This is a genomic window from Alteraquisediminimonas sediminicola, from assembly GCF_019740335.1.
GTDB classification, from domain to species: Bacteria; Pseudomonadota; Alphaproteobacteria; order Sphingomonadales; family Sphingomonadaceae; genus Alteraquisediminimonas; species Alteraquisediminimonas sediminicola.
Genome location: NZ_JAHXZS010000008.1, coordinates 18,087 through 34,831 on the forward strand (window position 1 = coordinate 18,087; position 16,745 = coordinate 34,831).

Sequence of the window (16,745 nt, forward strand, 5' to 3'; positions counted from 1 at the left end):
ACCGTCATCTCGACGACCGATCAAACACACCAATGCTCGAAAACATTAGGAAGTCGAGCTGATTGGTGAAATGCGGACCGACAGTCTTGAGAACGCATATGCGACGTCTGACAGGCGCGCTGCCTAGAAGAGAGATTCTCGACGCACACAACGTGGTCATCCCGTCTGTAAAACTGTATCGAGGGTTCAAATCCCTGTCGATCTCACGCCACATTCTGGGGCATTGTCAAAGTAAATGGTATGAACGTCGGGATGTTGGCAATCTAGAAAATCGACCAAGCCCTCCAATCCATTCTGGGGCTTCAACTCCCCGCCCATTGCAGTGACAATCATCATCCGATAAGTGCCTAGATTACAAAATATGAGAGGGCATTAAATATGAGCTTTAAGTATGCAATAATCGTTGCAGCATTGTGTTTTTCACTGCCTGCTTTCGCTGAGCCCCTCAGCCCGGATTCAATCGTAGCACTGTCCTCTATGGGACTAGGTGATGAGGCTATTATTGCAAAGATTAAGTCCTCTGAGTCGAAGTTTGATCTCACTACAGATCAGATGATATACTTGAAGAAAAAAGGTGTGACCGGACCTGTTATTGCAGCCATGCTCAACGGAGGAGGGATGTCAACACAGTCAACCATGTCCGTCGATTCTCCCGATCCAATGGTGCCTCATCCGTCCGGCGTATATTTGTTAGACTACAGCGGGCAAGAACAAAAAATGATCAAAATTGATGCAACTGTAACCAACCAAGCCAAGACTGGGGGTATCTTTGGTTATGCGCTAACGGGCGGCCTCGCATCAATGAGCGTCAAAGCCGCCATTCAGAATGAAACAGCTAGAGTTCGAGCCAAGGGTCAGCCATTCTTTTACTTCTTCTTTGATGAATCGAATGCGACCAATGGGCAATCCAATGGTGCATGGCTGGCTGGGACGGCCGCAACAGTTTCATCGCCAGGTGAATTCACATTAATTAAACTGAACAAGAAGGATGGCCGCAGAGAGGCTCGCGTTGGCAGCGTCAACATCGCTGGTGCAAAAACGGGGGTGATGGATAAGGACAGGATACAATTCGACTATAAAATGGTCCGCCCCGGTGTCTACAAAGCCAAGATGACTACTCCGCTTGAGTCCGGCGAATATGGGTTCATCTACGCAATTGCTGGATCAGGATCGGGAGGTGCTCTGACCGCCCGAATATTCGATTTTTCGGTAGAATAAAAGAGCCGTTTCAAAGCAATTGGCCGCCCTCTGGCCGAACCCAAGGGCGCGTCGCTGCTCGGACCAATCATTGGGGAGACAAGATAGGCGGAGCAGAGTGCGACTGGTCAGTTCAACCGGCTGACTCCGGCAAGGATGGCCATGATGATATCGGGGGCGAGATGTCCGTCATCCAAACATTTGGCTCAGATTGCGGCATAGCTTAGCGGAGGATCGGCCTTGAGGTGACAAGGTGAAAGTGGTCCAGTTGCAAGGCAGGCTTTTCCGGCGGATTTTTTGAAGAGAGGCGTTGATCTGCCCTCTTCAGAGTGGTCCAAAATATCTGCTATATTGGGTCACTCTGAAGGGGGCAGATCATCTTGGAAAATCGAGATCGGCATATACTAGTGCACATCAGAAGGTATCCGGGGCAGGATGGGCTCGCCGACATTCAGCGATGTTAAGCAACACCTAATGATCAGGTCCCTATATCCAATGCCTTCCTCTAAGTCTGTGCGTCGTGATTTCTCTGTTTCGTCAATCTCTGCACCCTCCTCGACTGCCCGCCGACGCGGCAGCAAGCCGGAACCCATCGTCGGACACCCGGAACCGTTGTTCACGGAATGGATCGAGCCACCAACGTTTCATGAATCGTTGGCGCTCCACATGCGCCGACATGCCGACACCTATTGGGGGCTGTGGAAAGCGCTTGTTCAGCCGAATGAACGTTTTGATCGAACAACGCTTCGATCGTGGACTTCTGGTCGACGCGCACCTCGCAGCGCCAGCAGCTTCGAGATGCTGGCACGGATCGAGCATCGCTACCGTCTGCCGACAGGACATTTTCGTTCGCTGCTGCCGCATAAGTCGCGGGCCACGACGGGGCATAAACTGGCCGGGATTGAGCCTGCCGAGCGACGCCGTCTCGCATGGCACTTGCCGGACGACTTTAATGACCGCCCCCTTAAAGAACGCAAAGAAATCGTCGAATGGGTGCGCACCCACATCATTTCTGGGTCAACCGAATACCGCCGCTTCCAGGCTGAGGCCATGAAGCATCGTTATTTCAGCATGCACTGGAATGGCCGATGCCGTGAGAAGGCTCGCAACTGCCACAGCCGGTCTACATATCCAGTTCTTCATTATCATTGCCGCCCTATAAATGTCGACGATCAGTGAAGTTGACAGGCCCTCTGAGTGACCGGAAGTCAAGTCGAATGTCATTGATCACTTTCATATTACCTGTCGCCGGATTGGCGTCAGAATGACGATGAGCGATGCCAGACTGACTGGCCCCCGCTCACATTACCTGCGACTTCACCTCATGCGATGAGTGACATTCGACTTGACACCACCGGATTTTCACCAGCATGTAAACGGTGAGGGCTGGATTGCGCAGCCTTCACCTCATCTACTGACAACTAATCCCGATCATCTGCGACGCCCATCGGCGGCGGACGTGCATGACGGTGCACGGGAGACGATTGACTAAACTAGGAAAGGAGGCAAGGCATGCCTTTTGATCTCTTTATCAGCGATATACCGCCATCAGGATTGCCTGGATTCAAGATTCAGGCAGGGTGGCTTGAGCGAATTGAATTACCACTCCCCAAAGAGGCTATTCGAGAAATCTGGTCACCGGGATACCGGGATCGATATGCGATTATCAGCCTTGGCGAGATACGTGGCCTTCAGCGTTACCAGGACCTCAAGGCAAACGAGCCAATCGTTTTGGAGGAGTTTGAGCAGTACACAGCGCGTTGGGCTGACCCTGCGCCGCTGGTTCTTCACTGGCAGGAATGGGACTAGGTGCGATGCACATCCAGTCCTGATGCTGCGCCCTCGTCAGCATATCCTATGTACGTAGGCGGGACACTGCTCCCCGGCTATCAATCAAGCAGCATCCCCGGCTTGATCCCGAACGGCTTGGCCAGCTTTTCGACGATGGTGATGGTAGGATTGCGTGCACCGCGCTCAATGTCACTGACATAGGTGCGATGAATACCCGCCTCGAACGCAAACGCCTCTTGGCTCCAGCCCTTTTCGAGGCGAAGCCGTTTAATATTACGGCCAAGGCGGTGCTGAATATCCACCGCCCATGCCTGCAGTGGCGTCGACGATCAATCTACAGACGATCAGTGACATTCAACTTGACTTGAGGGTTGAATGAAGCGCCAGTGATGTCACTTATCGTCGATAGGGAAGTCCATGGACGCATTCGAACAGCTCGCTGCCGAGATCCTCTGGAACGAGGGCTATTGGGTACAGACCTGCGTCAAGGTGGAACTTGGCCGGGAAGACAAGGAGCGGATCCGTCGGCCATCATCCCCACGGTGGGAGATTGATCTGGTTGCCTATCATCCCGCAAAAAATGAACTGCTGGCACTTGAATGCAAGAGCTACCTGGACTCCGGTGGCGTGCATGCGGCCCATTTTGGGAGCGGTTCGCGCTACGCGCATCGTTACAAGCTGTTCCATGACGATGTGCTACGTGAAACGATCCTAAGGTGTCTGAATACACAATTCGTGGAACGCGGATTGTGCTTGCCTGATGCCACTGTGCGACTGGGTCTGATCTATGCCCACGCAACCCCTTACAATACGGCACTGCTTGCCCGCCATTTCGACGACAATGACTGGATCTTATGGGGTCCCGATTGGCTGCGGGCAAAGCTGAACCGCTTCGCCAGTGGAAAATATGACAATTCCATCGCTGCGGTTGTCGCAAAGGTGCTACTGCGGGGAGCCGACGACATGATACAGGGAACACCTGCAGAGGGGCAGGCAGCCTTATCGAGCTAGCACCTGCCCTCTGAATAGATATCAAACCTTTGGTCCGTCTGGATGAAGTCGGCTTCGATCGGCGTTCATGCAGCAGTTCTCGGATCGCGCCGCTGCGTTGTCAGGACCTTTCCGGAACGCCGAGGGCTAGTGCGAACAGAAACAACGCTTAGCTGAAATCATCACGGAAACGTCCTATCTGATGCATCCGCTCGTGAAGGATGGTCACGATGCCTACCGTACCGTCGCTCAGAATCTTCCAGTAAATGAAATGGCTCTCGTAATGGCAAACATAGCCACTGACGCCAAAGTCGGCAGGTATGGGGCGCCATGGAAACGCGCGCGCCGCTATGTCGTCGAAGCGGGTGAACAAGCCGCGAATGTAGCGTTCTGCCTGCTCCTCACCCCAAATTTCACGCGTGTAGACATAGATTTCGTCCAGCCTCTCGCCGGCGGATCTCTGGATGCGATAGGCGCTCATGCAGTGCGGCGAGCGCGATTGCGGCTGATCAGATCGTCAGCTGTGAGCGTGGTATAGGCAGTATCTGGTGCGGCAAAGGCGACGTTGAGTTCAGCCCTCAACCGGTCGAATGTCTCCCGCTCAACCCGCTCCTTATCCCGGCGGATCAGATCTCGAACATATTCGCTAACATTCTCATAGGCTCCGGTTTCGCCTATGTTGGCACTGACGAAATCGCCGAGAGCGCCGCTGACACGGACATTGAGTGTCATCTGTGTGGACATAAGAGCCTCCTGATAGAATGTCCTCAATATAAGGGATAATCTTTACAAAAGCAATTAGGAAAGGCATCTCGGGGATGTCCGTCGCGCTCTGAGGGCTGACCTCATGTATAGATATCAACCCCCGTAGACCGTCCAGACGCAGTCGGTTTCGATCGGCGTTCATGCAGCAGCTCCCGGATCGCGCCGCTGCGTTGTCAGGACCTCTCTGGAGCGCCGAGGGCGTGCAGCGAAGCTTCGTGCGGACTGTAACCTTACTCCGGCAGCCGAACAAATCCTGCCCTGCTGGCAGTTCGGGCATTTTCTTCGGTAAGCCAGATGATACGGTCGGACCCAATGGTAAGACTGTGTCCATTCATGCAAATGAACTGGTTGATACCAGCTGGCGCACGCATCCTGACCGTGCAGTGATGATGAAAGGCTTCCCGCTTCTCCGCCTCCTGGCGTATGTAATGCCACAGCCCTCCGGGATTTCCCTCATCCCGAAACCATGCGAGCGCTTGCGAGGTCGAGTCCACCTGATCGTCGTGCCGGAGGCCGGGAAAACCGCAAAGCTCATGGAGGTAGTCTTCCAGCCAGACCGCCGAGTGCGGCAGCAGGACACGGCCCTCTTCAAATATTGCGCTGACGCCTTCCAGGCGCTCCACCTTGCCTTTGACCGGCTTTATGGCTTTTACCTTCCAGAAGCCGGAAGCAGGCAGATCCTTGAGCAGGCTTTCACCTGAGCCCTTGTCCTCAATCAGTACCCAGTCAGCCCGGTGACGGTCGGCTTCGTCAATTATCCGTTGCTTCAGAGCGGGAAACTCGAGCCGCACACGCACAACATCGATGAGGTAGTACCAGTTGCGCTTTATTGCCCAGGTCGTGCAGACGCTGTAATCGTTGTGCTGCCCGATCTTCGAGGCCGTATCCCAGGACTGGATGATCTGTTCGCACTCACCAAGCTCATACGGATGATAATAGCGGAACCAATCGTATTTCACCAGATTGCCCTCGACCGGCACTGGTGACTGCAGATACTGGCCTGAAAAGTGTCGACTGCCGAGCAGTCTCTTTTGTTCCTCGAGTACATGAAGTGGCTCACGATCGGGATGAAGCGCGTCGCCTTCCTGGCGCAGCACGCACCGCCTGCCGAATAGCCAAGCAAATTCGTGCACTGCGTCATGTGTGGCGATTGCCGGGAAGGACAGCATCTTGAAGGTACTTCCCGCCTTCTCGATAAGGTTGCCGATGACATCGTCTTCGTGAAGTCGTTGCATGACCACGACGATGCGGCCGGTCCGCTTATCGTTGAGGCGCGTGAACAAGCTGTGCTGGACCCAGTTGTTAATGGTGGTTCGTTCGGCATCAGAAAGGGCTTCGGATGGCTTCATTGGGTCATCGACCACAATGTAGTCGGCCCCGAAGCCGGTCAGGGTGCCGCCAATCGAGGTCGAGAACCTCGACCCGCCTGCAGTGGTCTCAAAGTTGCTCAGCGACTGGCGCCCCGGCATGAGCCGGGTGCTCGGGAATAACCGCTGGTACCATGTCGATTGTATCACCTGGCGGCAGTCACTTGCCATCTTGTCAGCCAGTTCTTGCCCATAACTGACGCAAATGATCCGCAGGCCTGGCTCGTGCCCCAGCAACCACGCGACCCAGGCGACCGAAATGATGATCGACTTGAGGCTGCGGGGCGGCATCGCCACCGTGAGCCGCTGATTGCGACCAAGGCGCATATCTTCGAGTGCCTCGATGATGACGTGAATGTGAAAGTTGTCGAGATATTCGACACCGGGGTTGAGCTCGGCAAAGACGCGCTGGACGAAAAGGGCAAGCTGTAGACGGGTCAGAGGATCGAACTCTGCATAGGTGATCGGTTTCATTGGTTGTCCTCCATGATGAATTGACGATAATCGGCGAGGAACCGCTCGACGATTTCCTGGTCGCTATGGTTCAAGGGTGCATCTGCCGGTCCTGCCGAGAGCTGCTGGGCCTCGGCCCGGGCTGCCATGTCGAGGAGTAGTTTTCCGGCTCGAATGTCACCGGAAGCACCCTTGTTGCGCCGCCGAGAAACGCGGTGAATTCCGCTTCGTTCTTCTCCCCGTTGCAGTTAACAAACGGTCGGTGCTGGATCTTTCCCAGCCCGCTGACATGGCCTGCCATGGGAACATTGTAGGGTGGATCGGTCGAGACGACGTCGGCAAGGTCGTCGCCCATCAATGCCGCGTACGAGGCATGCTGGAGGGCGTCGGCACACATGATACGATGATCGCCAAGGAACCAGATGTCACCAACCGCGGCAATTGCGGGGCCGGGTTCCGGCAGTTCCTCATCACGCGCCTCCTCGTCTTCGGGCGTCATCACCATGAGGTCGATCTCACCGACCGAAAACCCGGTGACCTCGATATCAAAGTCCAGATCTGCCTCGGACAGTTCCAACAAGATTGCCGAGAGATTGTCGCGGTTCCAGCTGCTGAGGTCATGCAGCCGGTTGTCGGCAATCATGAAGGCTCGACGCTGATTTTCACTGAGGTGTATCAGGCGGATGACGGCGATTTCGGTCATGCCGAGCAGCTTGGCAGCTTCATATCTGCCATGTCCGGCGACGAGTTGACCACTCTCGTCGGCCAGAACCGGCACGTTGAAGTTGAACTCGGCGATGCTTTTGGCCAGTGCCTTCACATGGCGGGCCTTGTGGTCGCGTGGGTTACGGGGATCAGGTCGTATCTGATCGATCGGCACATATTCGATGATGTGCCGTGTCAGTTGCTGGGGTCGTTTCATGGCATCGCTTCCTGTGTTGTAGGAGCTGCCTATTGATATCGGGTTACGCTTTCTTGCCAGGGGCAAAAACCTGCCCGGGTTCGATCCAGCGCAGGTCGATCAGTTGCGACGCCATCAGTTCGCATGTCGGTGTCGCCCGGATGTAGCCTGCGATTTCACAGGCCTTCGATACCCACCGCCGTAGGAAATCCAGATCATCATAGGCGAGCTCCATCGGGGCACCTGCAGCCGATTTCTCGCGGGCTAGCCACGCAAGTGCTGCCGCAAGATGGGCCATCGGATAACGTTTCCGGACCTGGCGTTTTTTGACGTCATGCACCCACATAAGATATTTTTCTTCTCCCGCATTGGCACTATTTGGCCAGAGGTATTGCACGATAAAATCAAGGCTGAGCTGCCGGCGCTGTCCATTGACGACGGGTAGCTCGCCAGTCGCTGCTTCCTTGACCAGTGCGAGCACAGCAGCCCCCATGCGATGTGCTTCTTCGAAGTTGGTAATGATGCCCTCGCGACCAGTGCGTACCTGGCGGGGATTGTATGTCGGGAACCTCGCCAGGAGTTCGCTCCGGCTTTCAGGATTTTGTTCGATCATCACCGCAATCCGATCAGCGCATACGGATTTGATTAGCCTTTGCGTTCGCGCAGCAGTGGCACTGGGATAGGCAAGGCGGATGTGCAGGTGGGCCGCAATCTCCCATGGCTCAAGCCGGGTTGTATCCAGCACGAGCTCGCGCTGATTATCTGCCATCACGATGCACCTGTTATGCCCGAAGTTTCACCTGATACTGCCCTGTTATAGTCCTGTTTTTCAACCCCATTGAAATCAGGCCTGGAGCTTTGATTTTCATCACTTTCCAGAGGTTTGGGTATTTTAGAACGCCAACATAGCCTGTTTCTGGCGGGAAAATCAGAAGAAAACAGGTAATAACAGGAAAAACAGGCTTGGAGACTGGTCCCTGACACCATGCGCTACGCACCATTCACTCCCTCAGATAACCCTATATTCGGGTCTCAGTATAAACTGGTGGGTGAATGGCGCGGTTCCGCGCCATTTGCGACGACCCATTTTGGGTTGAGGACAGAGACGCGGACCTTTGGTGGCTCAAAGCCGCCAATATCGCCCGCCGTCTCAACTAGCCACTTTGCTGTCCTCAAACCTGTTTGCGGAAAATTCGGCCTATTGCAGCTGCAGAGCATCCAATAAAAAACCGGCCCAACAGGCCGGCGATGCACTCATTAGATGAACGGCTGCGATCAACCAAACCCAAGGACTCGTCGCTGCTCGGTCCAGTCATTGGGGAGACACGATAAACGGAGCAGCGAGCGAGATGTCAGTTCAACTGGCTGACGCCCAGATAAGACGGCCATAATGATATCGGGTGCGAGAAAATTGAGCCGCGCCAATCGCACCAGATGACTGCGCTGATGGCTGTCGAATGCAGGCTGTCGTGTCACCAGTTGCTGCCATGCAGCTCGGCCAGATGCCAGCAACCGGATCAACCGCTCATCCCGTTCTGCCCGTCGACTATCTGGGGCCGTGAACACAAGGCGCAGTTCATGTCCTCTACGCCGTAGGCAGACCGGCACGGTCAATCGCACCTGATGGCCGATGGGCAATGACGTGTTGGCAATGCCGAGCTTATTAATCAGTGCTGCACCCTCCATGCAGATCATGATCTCGTCCTGCTTGAGCGTAATGGCTGCTTGCAGATCTTCCAGCAGGGCCCGCATGGACATGGGGGCCTTCAGCTGCTCTGCTAATCTGTGACCCGCATCGGCGAGTTGATGATCGCGATCGAGCTGTCCCAGTTCGGTTTGCAGACGTAGCGGATTGTTCAGCAGTTCCAACATCGCGATACGGACCAAAGATTCGAGATCCCCTGCGGGGAGGCGCCAGGTCGGTTTCGATATGCCATCCACTGGCTTCGACACATAATAACGATAACGTCGCGTACCCTTGCGGCCATGCGCCACGATCATGGATCGTCCCAACCCATCGACGATCATATAGCGCAGGATCGAGCGCTGACCGGTGTGGGGACGCAGGGCATTATTGTTGAGCAGTGCTTGCGATGCATCCCAATGCTCTCTGGAGATGATGCCCTGATGCTCTCCTTGATAGAGTGCCTCCTTATGTGGGATCAGCCCGGCATAAATCACATTGCGAATGATCCAATAGAGCGCGCCGGATTTGAACGGCTGGCCACCAATGGTCCGGCCATCCTTCATCGTCCGTAGCCGGGATGTAATCCCCCGGGCCGCCAGATCATCCGCCAGGGCTTTGAGCGAACCACAGGCCTGATGGCGTTGGAAGATCAGCCTGACGGTCTCGGCTTCCTCCGGGATGATGATCAGCTTTCGATCTTTGACCATATATCCCAATGGCACAGGTCCCCCCATCCACATCCCCTTCTTCTTGGAGGAGGCTACCTTATCCCGGATCCGTTCTCCGGTGACCTCGCGCTCGAACTGGGCAAAGGACAACAAGACATTGAGGGTAAGGCGTCCCATGCTGGTGGTCGTGTTGAATGCCTGCGTAACCGAGACGAAGCTCGCCTTGCTGCGATCGAGGATCTCAACGATCCGGGCAAAGTCTGACAAGGCCCTTGTCAGGCGATCGACCTTATAGACGACGATGACATCCACACGCCCGGCCTCAATCTCGGCTAACAGTTGCTTGAGGGCAGGCCGCTCCATATTTCCGCCGGAATAACCACCATCATCATAATAGTCCGGCATCTGCACCCAGCCCTCATGGCGCTGGCTCACGATATAGGCAGCACAGGCTTCCCGTTGAGCATCGAGGCTATTGAACTCCTGCTCCAGTCCCTCCTCTGTCGATTTACGGGTATAGATGGCGCAGCGGATTTGTTTGACGCTCGCTGACTGTCCTGAAGGCACATTAGGCCGTACTGCCGAACTACGCCGCGCCATGGTTTTGCTCCTGTTCCCGGCACTTCATCTGCGGCTTGCGAGTTGGCGGCCGTGCTGGTCGTCGGAGACCGAAAAACCGCGGGCCGGACCAATGGGCATTGGTGATGTCGCGGGCGATATGGGAGAGCGAACCATAATGCCGGTCGGCATAGGTAAACCCCGCTTCCGTCACCATCACTGCATGGACATGCCCGTTCCACTCCCGCAGCAATCGGGTCCCTGGCTTGAGACGGATCTCGGGCTCACACACATCAACCTCGCCATCACTCATCAGTGCATCCAGCATCCGGACTGCTGACAGTGGCAGGCCGCCCAGTTTCTCCTGCTGCAGATGGTGTGCCAGCGATAGCCGCAACTTCGAGATCGGTATTTGAGGGACCTCCTCGCCGAATAGCTGCTGCCACTCGGCTTTGGTCTCCGCAGGTGACAGTGTGGAAAGATGCGCCACCCTGTCTGACACCTCGCGCATCATTGTTCTGCGCTAACAAGGTAATAGTGGGCCACGCCGTCCCTGATGGCGTGTTCGACCACATAACCACGTTTACGCAAGCCACTCAACGCAGCGCGGATGCTATGCGGTTGCCAACCGGTGAGTTCGCCGAGGTCAGCGAGGGCGACGCCGTCCTTCTGGCCAAGCAGATGTAGCACCTGTACCATCTTGCTATCGGGACGAGGACGCCATTCTTGTGAGGGGGTGTTCTGATGGGAATGTGTATTGATCATGGGGGTGTCTCCAGATGGAGCGGACACGGCGCCCGCTTCCACCACCCAATGCCCTGATGATCACACCATCAAGGCCAGCACCCGGCACCGTCAACTCGACGACTGCTCAAACACACCAATGCTCCAAAACATTTGGAAGTCGAGTACTTTGGTGAAATACGGGCTGAGAGTTTAATAATCACAAATTCGGCCCCTAGCGAGCCGTGCCAAAGAAATGCAGACCGAGGAGTGGAAATGCTCGCCACACATAACGCGACCATCCAGTCTTCGGAATTTTTGAGCGGATGATCCTCAATGTAAACCGCACTACATCCGATATGCACCCCTAACTACTATGCCCGTCAATAAAAGTACCGAAACGGGTGCACCAACCCGCACGTATAACAACGCCAAGCCATTGCCATCTACTCCACAAGGCATAAGGAATAGCCCGCCTTATTTTCTGCCGGACTAAAGAAATGACATCACATAGTGACCTCACGATCCGCCTACGCCGGGCAGCCTTCAACCGCGCGCTCGCAGATGCTGATCTCAATGCGATCGGCCCTCTCTTGGCTCAAAATGCTGTTCTCGTCACCGGCACTGATAGTGCGGTCATTTCTGGTCGTAAGGCGCAGTTGCTCGCCTGGAAAAGAGAATTCACCGCACCCGCACGTACAATCTACACCCGGACACCGGAGACTGTTACAACCTCAAGCGTCGAGCCCATCGCCCTAGAGCATGGCCGCTGGCAAGGCGTCACGGCGGGCACAGATCAATCTGTGGCATCCGGCACCTACACCGCCAAGTGGCGCAACATTGATGCCGACTGGGTGATCGAGGCTGAGATCTACCTCACACTCGCCTGATGTCATCTACGGGCGCCATGTACTAAGGCGGCTAAACGTCTGACCGGAAAATCTCTCTCTGCAGGAAGGCTTTACAATGCCCTATGCCAATTTATATACCATGTGATAAATTTAAATCTGGATTTCAAAGTGCGAGACCTACGGAGAAATTTGCGAGTTCTCTTCACTCAGATGATCGATAACACAATCGGACGGACGGCATGCCCAGTACCTGTTCAGCCCGAACGCCACGAAGCGTCTGAATCAGGCCGCTTCGCCTGTCCTGAGCGCGCACACAAGAATTCCAGACTGGCATAAATCAAAGAGGAAGTCGGAGCAAAACCATGAATCAGCGTGAAGTGCAATCCGTCGTGGTGACCGGTGGGGCCAAAGGTCTTGGCGCAGCAATCGTCAGACGTTTTGCCGCAGCCGGCGCCGACGTGCTGATCGCTGATCTAGACCTCAGCGCCGCCGAAGCACTAGCTGACGAGATCGGATGCGCGGCGATTAGCTGCGACGTCACTCGAGAAGATGACATCGCGGCGATCGTCGATCACGCTGTCGCACGCTTCGGTGGCCTTGACGTTATGGTCAACAATGCCGGGGTGATCGGAGCGGTCGGATCACTAATCGAAACGTCGGCCGAGGACTGGCACAGGACGCTGGCCGTCCATCTTGATGGCGTGTTGTTCGGATTAAAGCACGCCGGGCGCGTCATGAAGCCCCAAGGATATGGTGCTATCGTCTCGATGTCCTCAGCATCCGCGCTGGGCGGTGGATTCGGACCCCATGCCTATGTCGCAGCGAAGGCGGCAGTAATCGCGCTCACCCGCTCCGTAGCGTCGGAATATCTCAACTACGGCATCCGCGTAACGGCGGTCGCGCCTGGCATTGTAGAGACGCCGATGACGCAGGGGATGCAGAGTTCTCTCGCCACCGCCCCGGCGCCCTCGCAAGCCACTGCATTGCCAGTTACGCCGGCAGATGTGGCCGATGCCGTGTTTTTCCTGTCCAGCGCTTCAGGCGCAGCGGTCAATGGCCAAACGCTTGCGATCGATGGCGGGCTATTGGCGACAGGTGGGAGACTCAGCCGATTCCATTCGGCACCGACGAGTTTCGTCGGCAGTCTCTGAACCGCATTGATCATACCCGGCGGGATTAGATAAGTTCCGCTTAAACCTACCAGACTGGACGTGCAGGTTCTCACCTCAGCTTTTGCTTGCGCATCCTCGGCAAGGAAATGGCGCGGGCGTTTGAACACAATGGCACGCAGGGTTTCGACCCCTCCACCGCCGCCCTTGCTGCAAAGGCATTTGGTTAGGGGGAATTTTTGATTAGTCCCTCAAATGCCGCGTGGCGCTTGAGGGACTAATCAATCAAATATGTATCGCCCGCCCATAAGCGGCGAGCACGCTCTCGTGCATCGCTTCACTGATCGTCGGATGCGCGAACACCGTCTGCATCAACTCGACTTCAGTCGCCTCCAGCGTACGGCCCACGACATAGCCCTGAATCAGCTCCGTCACTTCCGCGCCGACCATATGCGCGCCGAGTAACTCGCCGGTCGCTTCATCAAACACGGTTTTGACGAACCCTTCCGCCTCGCCCAGCGCAATCGCCTTGCCATTGCCGATGAACGGGAATTTGCCGACCTTGACCTTATGCCCGGCTTCCTTGGCTTTCGCCTCGGTCATGCCAACAGAGGCAACCTGCGGGTGGCAATAGGTGCAGCCCGGAATATTCGCCTTGTCCATCGCATGCGGATGCGCGTCCTTGCCCAGCGCTTGCGCGATATGTTCCGCCGCAATCACGCCTTCATGGCTCGCCTTATGCGCGAGCCATGGCGCACCGGTCACATCGCCAATCGCATACACGCCCGGCACATTGGTGCGGCAGAATGCGTCGGTGACGAGATGGCCACGATCCGTCGTGATATTGAGCGCCTCCAGCCCGATGGCCTCGGTATTCGGGACAATCCCCACCGCGACGATGACATGACTGAACTCTTCCGAGGTAATCTTGCCGTCCGCGCCCTTGATCTCGGCGGTGACGCCCTTGGCATCGGTCTTGATCGCCTGCACGCCCGTTGAAGGCCGAATATCCATACCCTGCTTGGTCAATGCCTTGAGCATGAACTCGCTCACATCCGCATCTTCCACCGGCATGATCCGGTCGAGCATTTCGACCACGGTCACGCTCGCGCCCATGTCGTTATAGAAGCTCGCGAACTCGATCCCGATCGCGCCCGATCCGATCACCAACAGCTTCGTCGGCATTTCCGGCGGGGTCATCGCATGGCGATAGGTCCAGATACGCTCCCCATCCGCCTTGGCAAACGGCAGATCGCGGGCGCGAGCTCCCGTGGCGATAATGATGTTCTTGGCTGTGACATTGGTCACCTGCCCGTCCTTGGTGACGGCGATGCTGTCCTTGCCAGTCAATTTGCCATCGCCGAAATACACGGTGATCTTGTTCTTCTTCATCAGGCCAGTCACGCCCTGATTAAGCTGCTTGGCGACACCACGCGAGCGGGCGACAACCTTGGCGAGATCAAAGCCCGGCTTTTCAACCGACAGGCCGTATTTATCGGCCTGCTGCATATAATGATAGATTTCCGACGAACGCAGCAGCGCCTTGGTCGGGATGCAGCCCCAGTTGAGGCAGATGCCACCGAGGCTCTCGCGCTCGACAATCGCGGTTTTCAGCCCCAATTGCGCCGCACGGATCGCCGCCACATAACCGCCCGGGCCAGAGCCAAGAATTACGAGATCGAACTGGTCGGACATGAGATTATCCTCTCAAAATGTCATCAACTTATGAGATATATCAGGCTTAGATTACCCAATTACATGCCTGCAATTTGGCTCATACAAAGTCCATGCCCGACATGAATGCACATGATGGGATTGCATCGTGCGCTTCAAATCTTGTCAGTGAGCGCCGGGATAGCGCTGAACAGGTCAGCGACGAGGCCGATGTCAGCGACCTGAAAGATGGGCGCCTCCTCATCCTTGTTAATAGCGATGATCGTTTTGGAGTCCTTCATCCCAGCCAAATGCTGGATCGCGCCTGAAATACCGACCGCAATATAGACTTCAGGCGCCACGATCTTTCCGGTTTGTCCCACCTGATAGTCGTTAGGTACATAGCCTGCATCAACCGCTGCGCGGCTTGCCCCAATGGCCGCGCCCAGCTTGTCAGCCAATGGGAAGATGGTGGCCTGAAACGTTTCGGGATCCTTCAATGCGCGACCACCCGAAACGATCACCTTGGCACTGGTTAGTTCCGGACGCTCACTCTTGGCGATTTCTGATCCAACAAAGCTGGAAAGACCTGTATCATGCGCACTTGCAACCATGTCGATCACTGCCACACCGCCGGTGACTTCGGCTTTGGAAAAAGCAGTGCCACGCACAGTGATAACAAGCTTGGCATCACTGGATTCAACGGTGGCAATAACATTTCCAGCATAAATCGGACGGGTGAATGTCTTCGGGCCCTCAACCGAAAGGATGTCGGAAACCTGCATCACATCCAGCAGGGCAGCAACACGTGGCGCAATATTTTTGCCGGTGCTGGTAGCTGGGGCAACAAAGGCATCAAAGTCACACATCAGCGAAGTGATCAGCGGCGCGACATTTTCAGGCAACGCATTGGCATAGACGGCATCCTCCGCAAGGTGAACTTTACTCACGCCCGCAATCTTTGCGGCGGCCTCGGCGACACCAGCACAGCCCGCGCCCGCCACCAGCAGATGCGCCTCACCCAATTGGGTAGCAGCAGTTATCGCGGCCAACGTCGCGTCCTTGACCGACATGTTGTCATGTTCAACCCAAACAAGCACTTTTGCCATTACGCGACTCCCAGTTCTTTGAGTGCACTAGCCAGTGCATCAACATCAGCCACCTTGATGCCGGCCGCGCGGGCCGGCGGTTCTCCAACCTTGATCATCTTGAGACGTGTCGCAATATCCACACCATAGTGATCCGGCGTCTTGGTCGCGAGCGGCTTGGACTTAGCTTTCATGATGTTAGGTAGCGAGGCATAGCGCGGCTCGTTCAAGCGCAGATCGGCAGTAATCACAGCCGGAAGCTTCAACTTCACCGTCTCGATGCCACCATCAATCTCGCGTTTCACGACGACGAATTCGCCTTCCACTGTCACTTCATTGGCGAAAGTACCCTGTGGGCAGCCAAGCAACGCGGCAACCATCTGGCCCACCTGATTACTGTCGTCATCAATCGCCTGTTTTCCGGTGACGATCAGACCCGGCTGCTCCTCGTCAGTGATCGCTTTCACGATCTTAGCCACGGCCAGCGGTTCTACATCAACATTGTCATTGACCTGCACCAGAATGGCGCGGTCCGCCCCCATAGCCAGCGCCGTGCGAAGGGTTTCCTGCGCCTTGGCCGGACCGACCGAAATAGCCACGATTTCCGACACCACGCCTTTTTCCTTGAGGCGAACAGCCTCTTCGACTGCAATCTCGTCGAACGGATTTATGCTCATCTTGACATTGGCTAGGTCAACACCCGTGCCATCCGACTTCACGCGTGGCTTCACATTATAGTCGATCACGCGTTTCACGCAGACCAAGGCTTTCATGACCGGAACTCCATCGAGATTATATTAAAATATACATGGTGCGCGGAATCGAACCTGCGCTACCAAATCAAGACAAGCATCTGAATGAACTGTCAGCTGTTTCGCGCGGCTAACCGGCGTCCGGTGGAATCATGTAATGAACCGCAAAACGTCAATCTCTCGCAACGATCT

The 16,745-nt window shown here is 55.7% G+C and carries 18 protein-coding genes; 6 read left to right on the plus strand and 12 right to left on the minus strand.

The window, feature by feature from the left end:
* Window positions 1-378 precede the first annotated feature (378 nt).
* The 3 genes from K6117_RS13365 (at window position 379) to K6117_RS13375 (ending at window position 3,006) form a co-directional block, all read left to right on the plus strand.
* Entirely contained in the window at window positions 379-1,218 is an 840-nt protein-coding gene (locus K6117_RS13365) for a hypothetical protein (protein ID WP_221796192.1), read from the plus strand.
* 492 nt (window positions 1,219-1,710) lie between these two features.
* Entirely contained in the window at window positions 1,711-2,376 is a 666-nt protein-coding gene (locus tag K6117_RS13370; protein ID WP_221796195.1) for a hypothetical protein, read from the plus strand.
* 333 nt (window positions 2,377-2,709) lie between these two features.
* Window positions 2,710-3,006: a hypothetical protein gene (locus K6117_RS13375; protein ID WP_221796198.1), complete on the plus strand. Its 297-nt coding sequence runs from the start codon at window positions 2,710-2,712 to the stop codon at window positions 3,004-3,006.
* 80 nt (window positions 3,007-3,086) lie between these two features.
* Here the strand turns inward: K6117_RS13375 and K6117_RS13380 are convergent, their stop codons facing one another.
* Complete coding sequence (locus K6117_RS13380; RefSeq protein ID WP_221796203.1) at window positions 3,087-3,290, minus strand: helix-turn-helix domain-containing protein; 204 nt, start codon at window positions 3,288-3,290, stop codon at window positions 3,087-3,089.
* A gap of 115 nt (window positions 3,291-3,405) precedes the next feature.
* On the opposite strand from K6117_RS13380, the gene K6117_RS13385 reads away from it, so the two are divergent.
* Window positions 3,406-3,999 (plus strand): hypothetical protein, encoded by a 594-nt coding sequence (locus tag K6117_RS13385; protein WP_221796206.1) that lies wholly within the window; start codon window positions 3,406-3,408, stop codon window positions 3,997-3,999.
* Window positions 4,000-4,147: 148 nt separating this feature from the next.
* On the opposite strand, the gene K6117_RS13390 is transcribed toward K6117_RS13385, so the two are convergent.
* From K6117_RS13390 to K6117_RS13425, 8 genes are all read right to left on the minus strand, one after another.
* Window positions 4,148-4,459 (minus strand): type II toxin-antitoxin system RelE/ParE family toxin, encoded by a 312-nt coding sequence (locus K6117_RS13390; RefSeq protein ID WP_221796209.1) that lies wholly within the window; start codon window positions 4,457-4,459, stop codon window positions 4,148-4,150.
* Window positions 4,456-4,722 carry a ribbon-helix-helix domain-containing protein gene (locus K6117_RS13395; RefSeq protein WP_246605106.1) on the minus strand — a complete coding sequence of 89 codons (267 nt, stop codon included), beginning with the start codon at window positions 4,720-4,722 and terminating at the stop codon, window positions 4,456-4,458. The genes K6117_RS13390 and K6117_RS13395 overlap by 4 nt, the downstream gene beginning before the upstream one ends.
* Window positions 4,723-4,973: 251 nt before the next feature.
* Complete coding sequence (gene terL, locus K6117_RS13400; RefSeq protein ID WP_221796212.1) at window positions 4,974-6,584, minus strand: phage terminase large subunit; 1,611 nt, start codon at window positions 6,582-6,584, stop codon at window positions 4,974-4,976.
* 70 nt (window positions 6,585-6,654) lie between these two features.
* Window positions 6,655-7,485, minus strand: coding sequence for a ParB/Srx family N-terminal domain-containing protein (locus tag K6117_RS13405; RefSeq protein WP_221796215.1), 831 nt, complete (start codon window positions 7,483-7,485; stop codon window positions 6,655-6,657).
* Between the two features lie 43 nt (window positions 7,486-7,528).
* Window positions 7,529-8,233: a hypothetical protein gene (locus K6117_RS13410; RefSeq protein ID WP_221796219.1), complete on the minus strand. Its 705-nt coding sequence runs from the start codon at window positions 8,231-8,233 to the stop codon at window positions 7,529-7,531.
* A gap of 506 nt (window positions 8,234-8,739) precedes the next feature.
* Window positions 8,740-10,419: a recombinase family protein gene (locus K6117_RS13415; RefSeq protein WP_221796222.1), complete on the minus strand. Its 1,680-nt coding sequence runs from the start codon at window positions 10,417-10,419 to the stop codon at window positions 8,740-8,742.
* Window positions 10,406-10,891 carry a DUF2924 domain-containing protein gene (locus K6117_RS13420; protein WP_221796226.1) on the minus strand — a complete coding sequence of 162 codons (486 nt, stop codon included), beginning with the start codon at window positions 10,889-10,891 and terminating at the stop codon, window positions 10,406-10,408. The genes K6117_RS13415 and K6117_RS13420 overlap by 14 nt, the downstream gene beginning before the upstream one ends.
* The gene (locus tag K6117_RS13425) at window positions 10,888-11,142 is read right to left on the minus strand and encodes a DUF3489 domain-containing protein (RefSeq protein ID WP_221796229.1); all 255 of its coding nucleotides are present in this window, start codon (window positions 11,140-11,142) and stop codon (window positions 10,888-10,890) included. The genes K6117_RS13420 and K6117_RS13425 overlap by 4 nt, the downstream gene beginning before the upstream one ends.
* A 458-nt stretch (window positions 11,143-11,600) precedes the next feature.
* On the opposite strand from K6117_RS13425, the gene K6117_RS13430 reads away from it, so the two are divergent.
* Window positions 11,601-11,990, plus strand: a complete 390-nt coding sequence (locus K6117_RS13430; RefSeq protein WP_221796232.1) for a nuclear transport factor 2 family protein — start codon at window positions 11,601-11,603, stop codon at window positions 11,988-11,990.
* Between the two features lie 323 nt (window positions 11,991-12,313).
* The gene (locus tag K6117_RS13435) at window positions 12,314-13,102 is read left to right on the plus strand and encodes an SDR family NAD(P)-dependent oxidoreductase (RefSeq protein ID WP_221796234.1); all 789 of its coding nucleotides are present in this window, start codon (window positions 12,314-12,316) and stop codon (window positions 13,100-13,102) included.
* A 243-nt stretch (window positions 13,103-13,345) separates the two neighbouring features.
* Here the strand turns inward: K6117_RS13435 and lpdA are convergent, their stop codons facing one another.
* From lpdA to K6117_RS13450, 3 genes are all read right to left on the minus strand, one after another.
* On the minus strand, window positions 13,346-14,755 hold the full coding sequence (gene lpdA, locus K6117_RS13440; protein WP_221796237.1) for a dihydrolipoyl dehydrogenase: 1,410 nt from the start codon (window positions 14,753-14,755) through the stop codon (window positions 13,346-13,348).
* 134 nt (window positions 14,756-14,889) lie between these two features.
* Window positions 14,890-15,822, minus strand: coding sequence for an electron transfer flavoprotein subunit alpha/FixB family protein (locus tag K6117_RS13445; protein ID WP_221796240.1), 933 nt, complete (start codon window positions 15,820-15,822; stop codon window positions 14,890-14,892).
* Complete coding sequence (locus tag K6117_RS13450) at window positions 15,822-16,574, minus strand: electron transfer flavoprotein subunit beta/FixA family protein (RefSeq protein WP_221796243.1); 753 nt, start codon at window positions 16,572-16,574, stop codon at window positions 15,822-15,824. Before K6117_RS13450 ends, K6117_RS13445 begins: the two co-directional genes overlap by 1 nt.
* Window positions 16,575-16,745 lie beyond the last annotated feature (171 nt).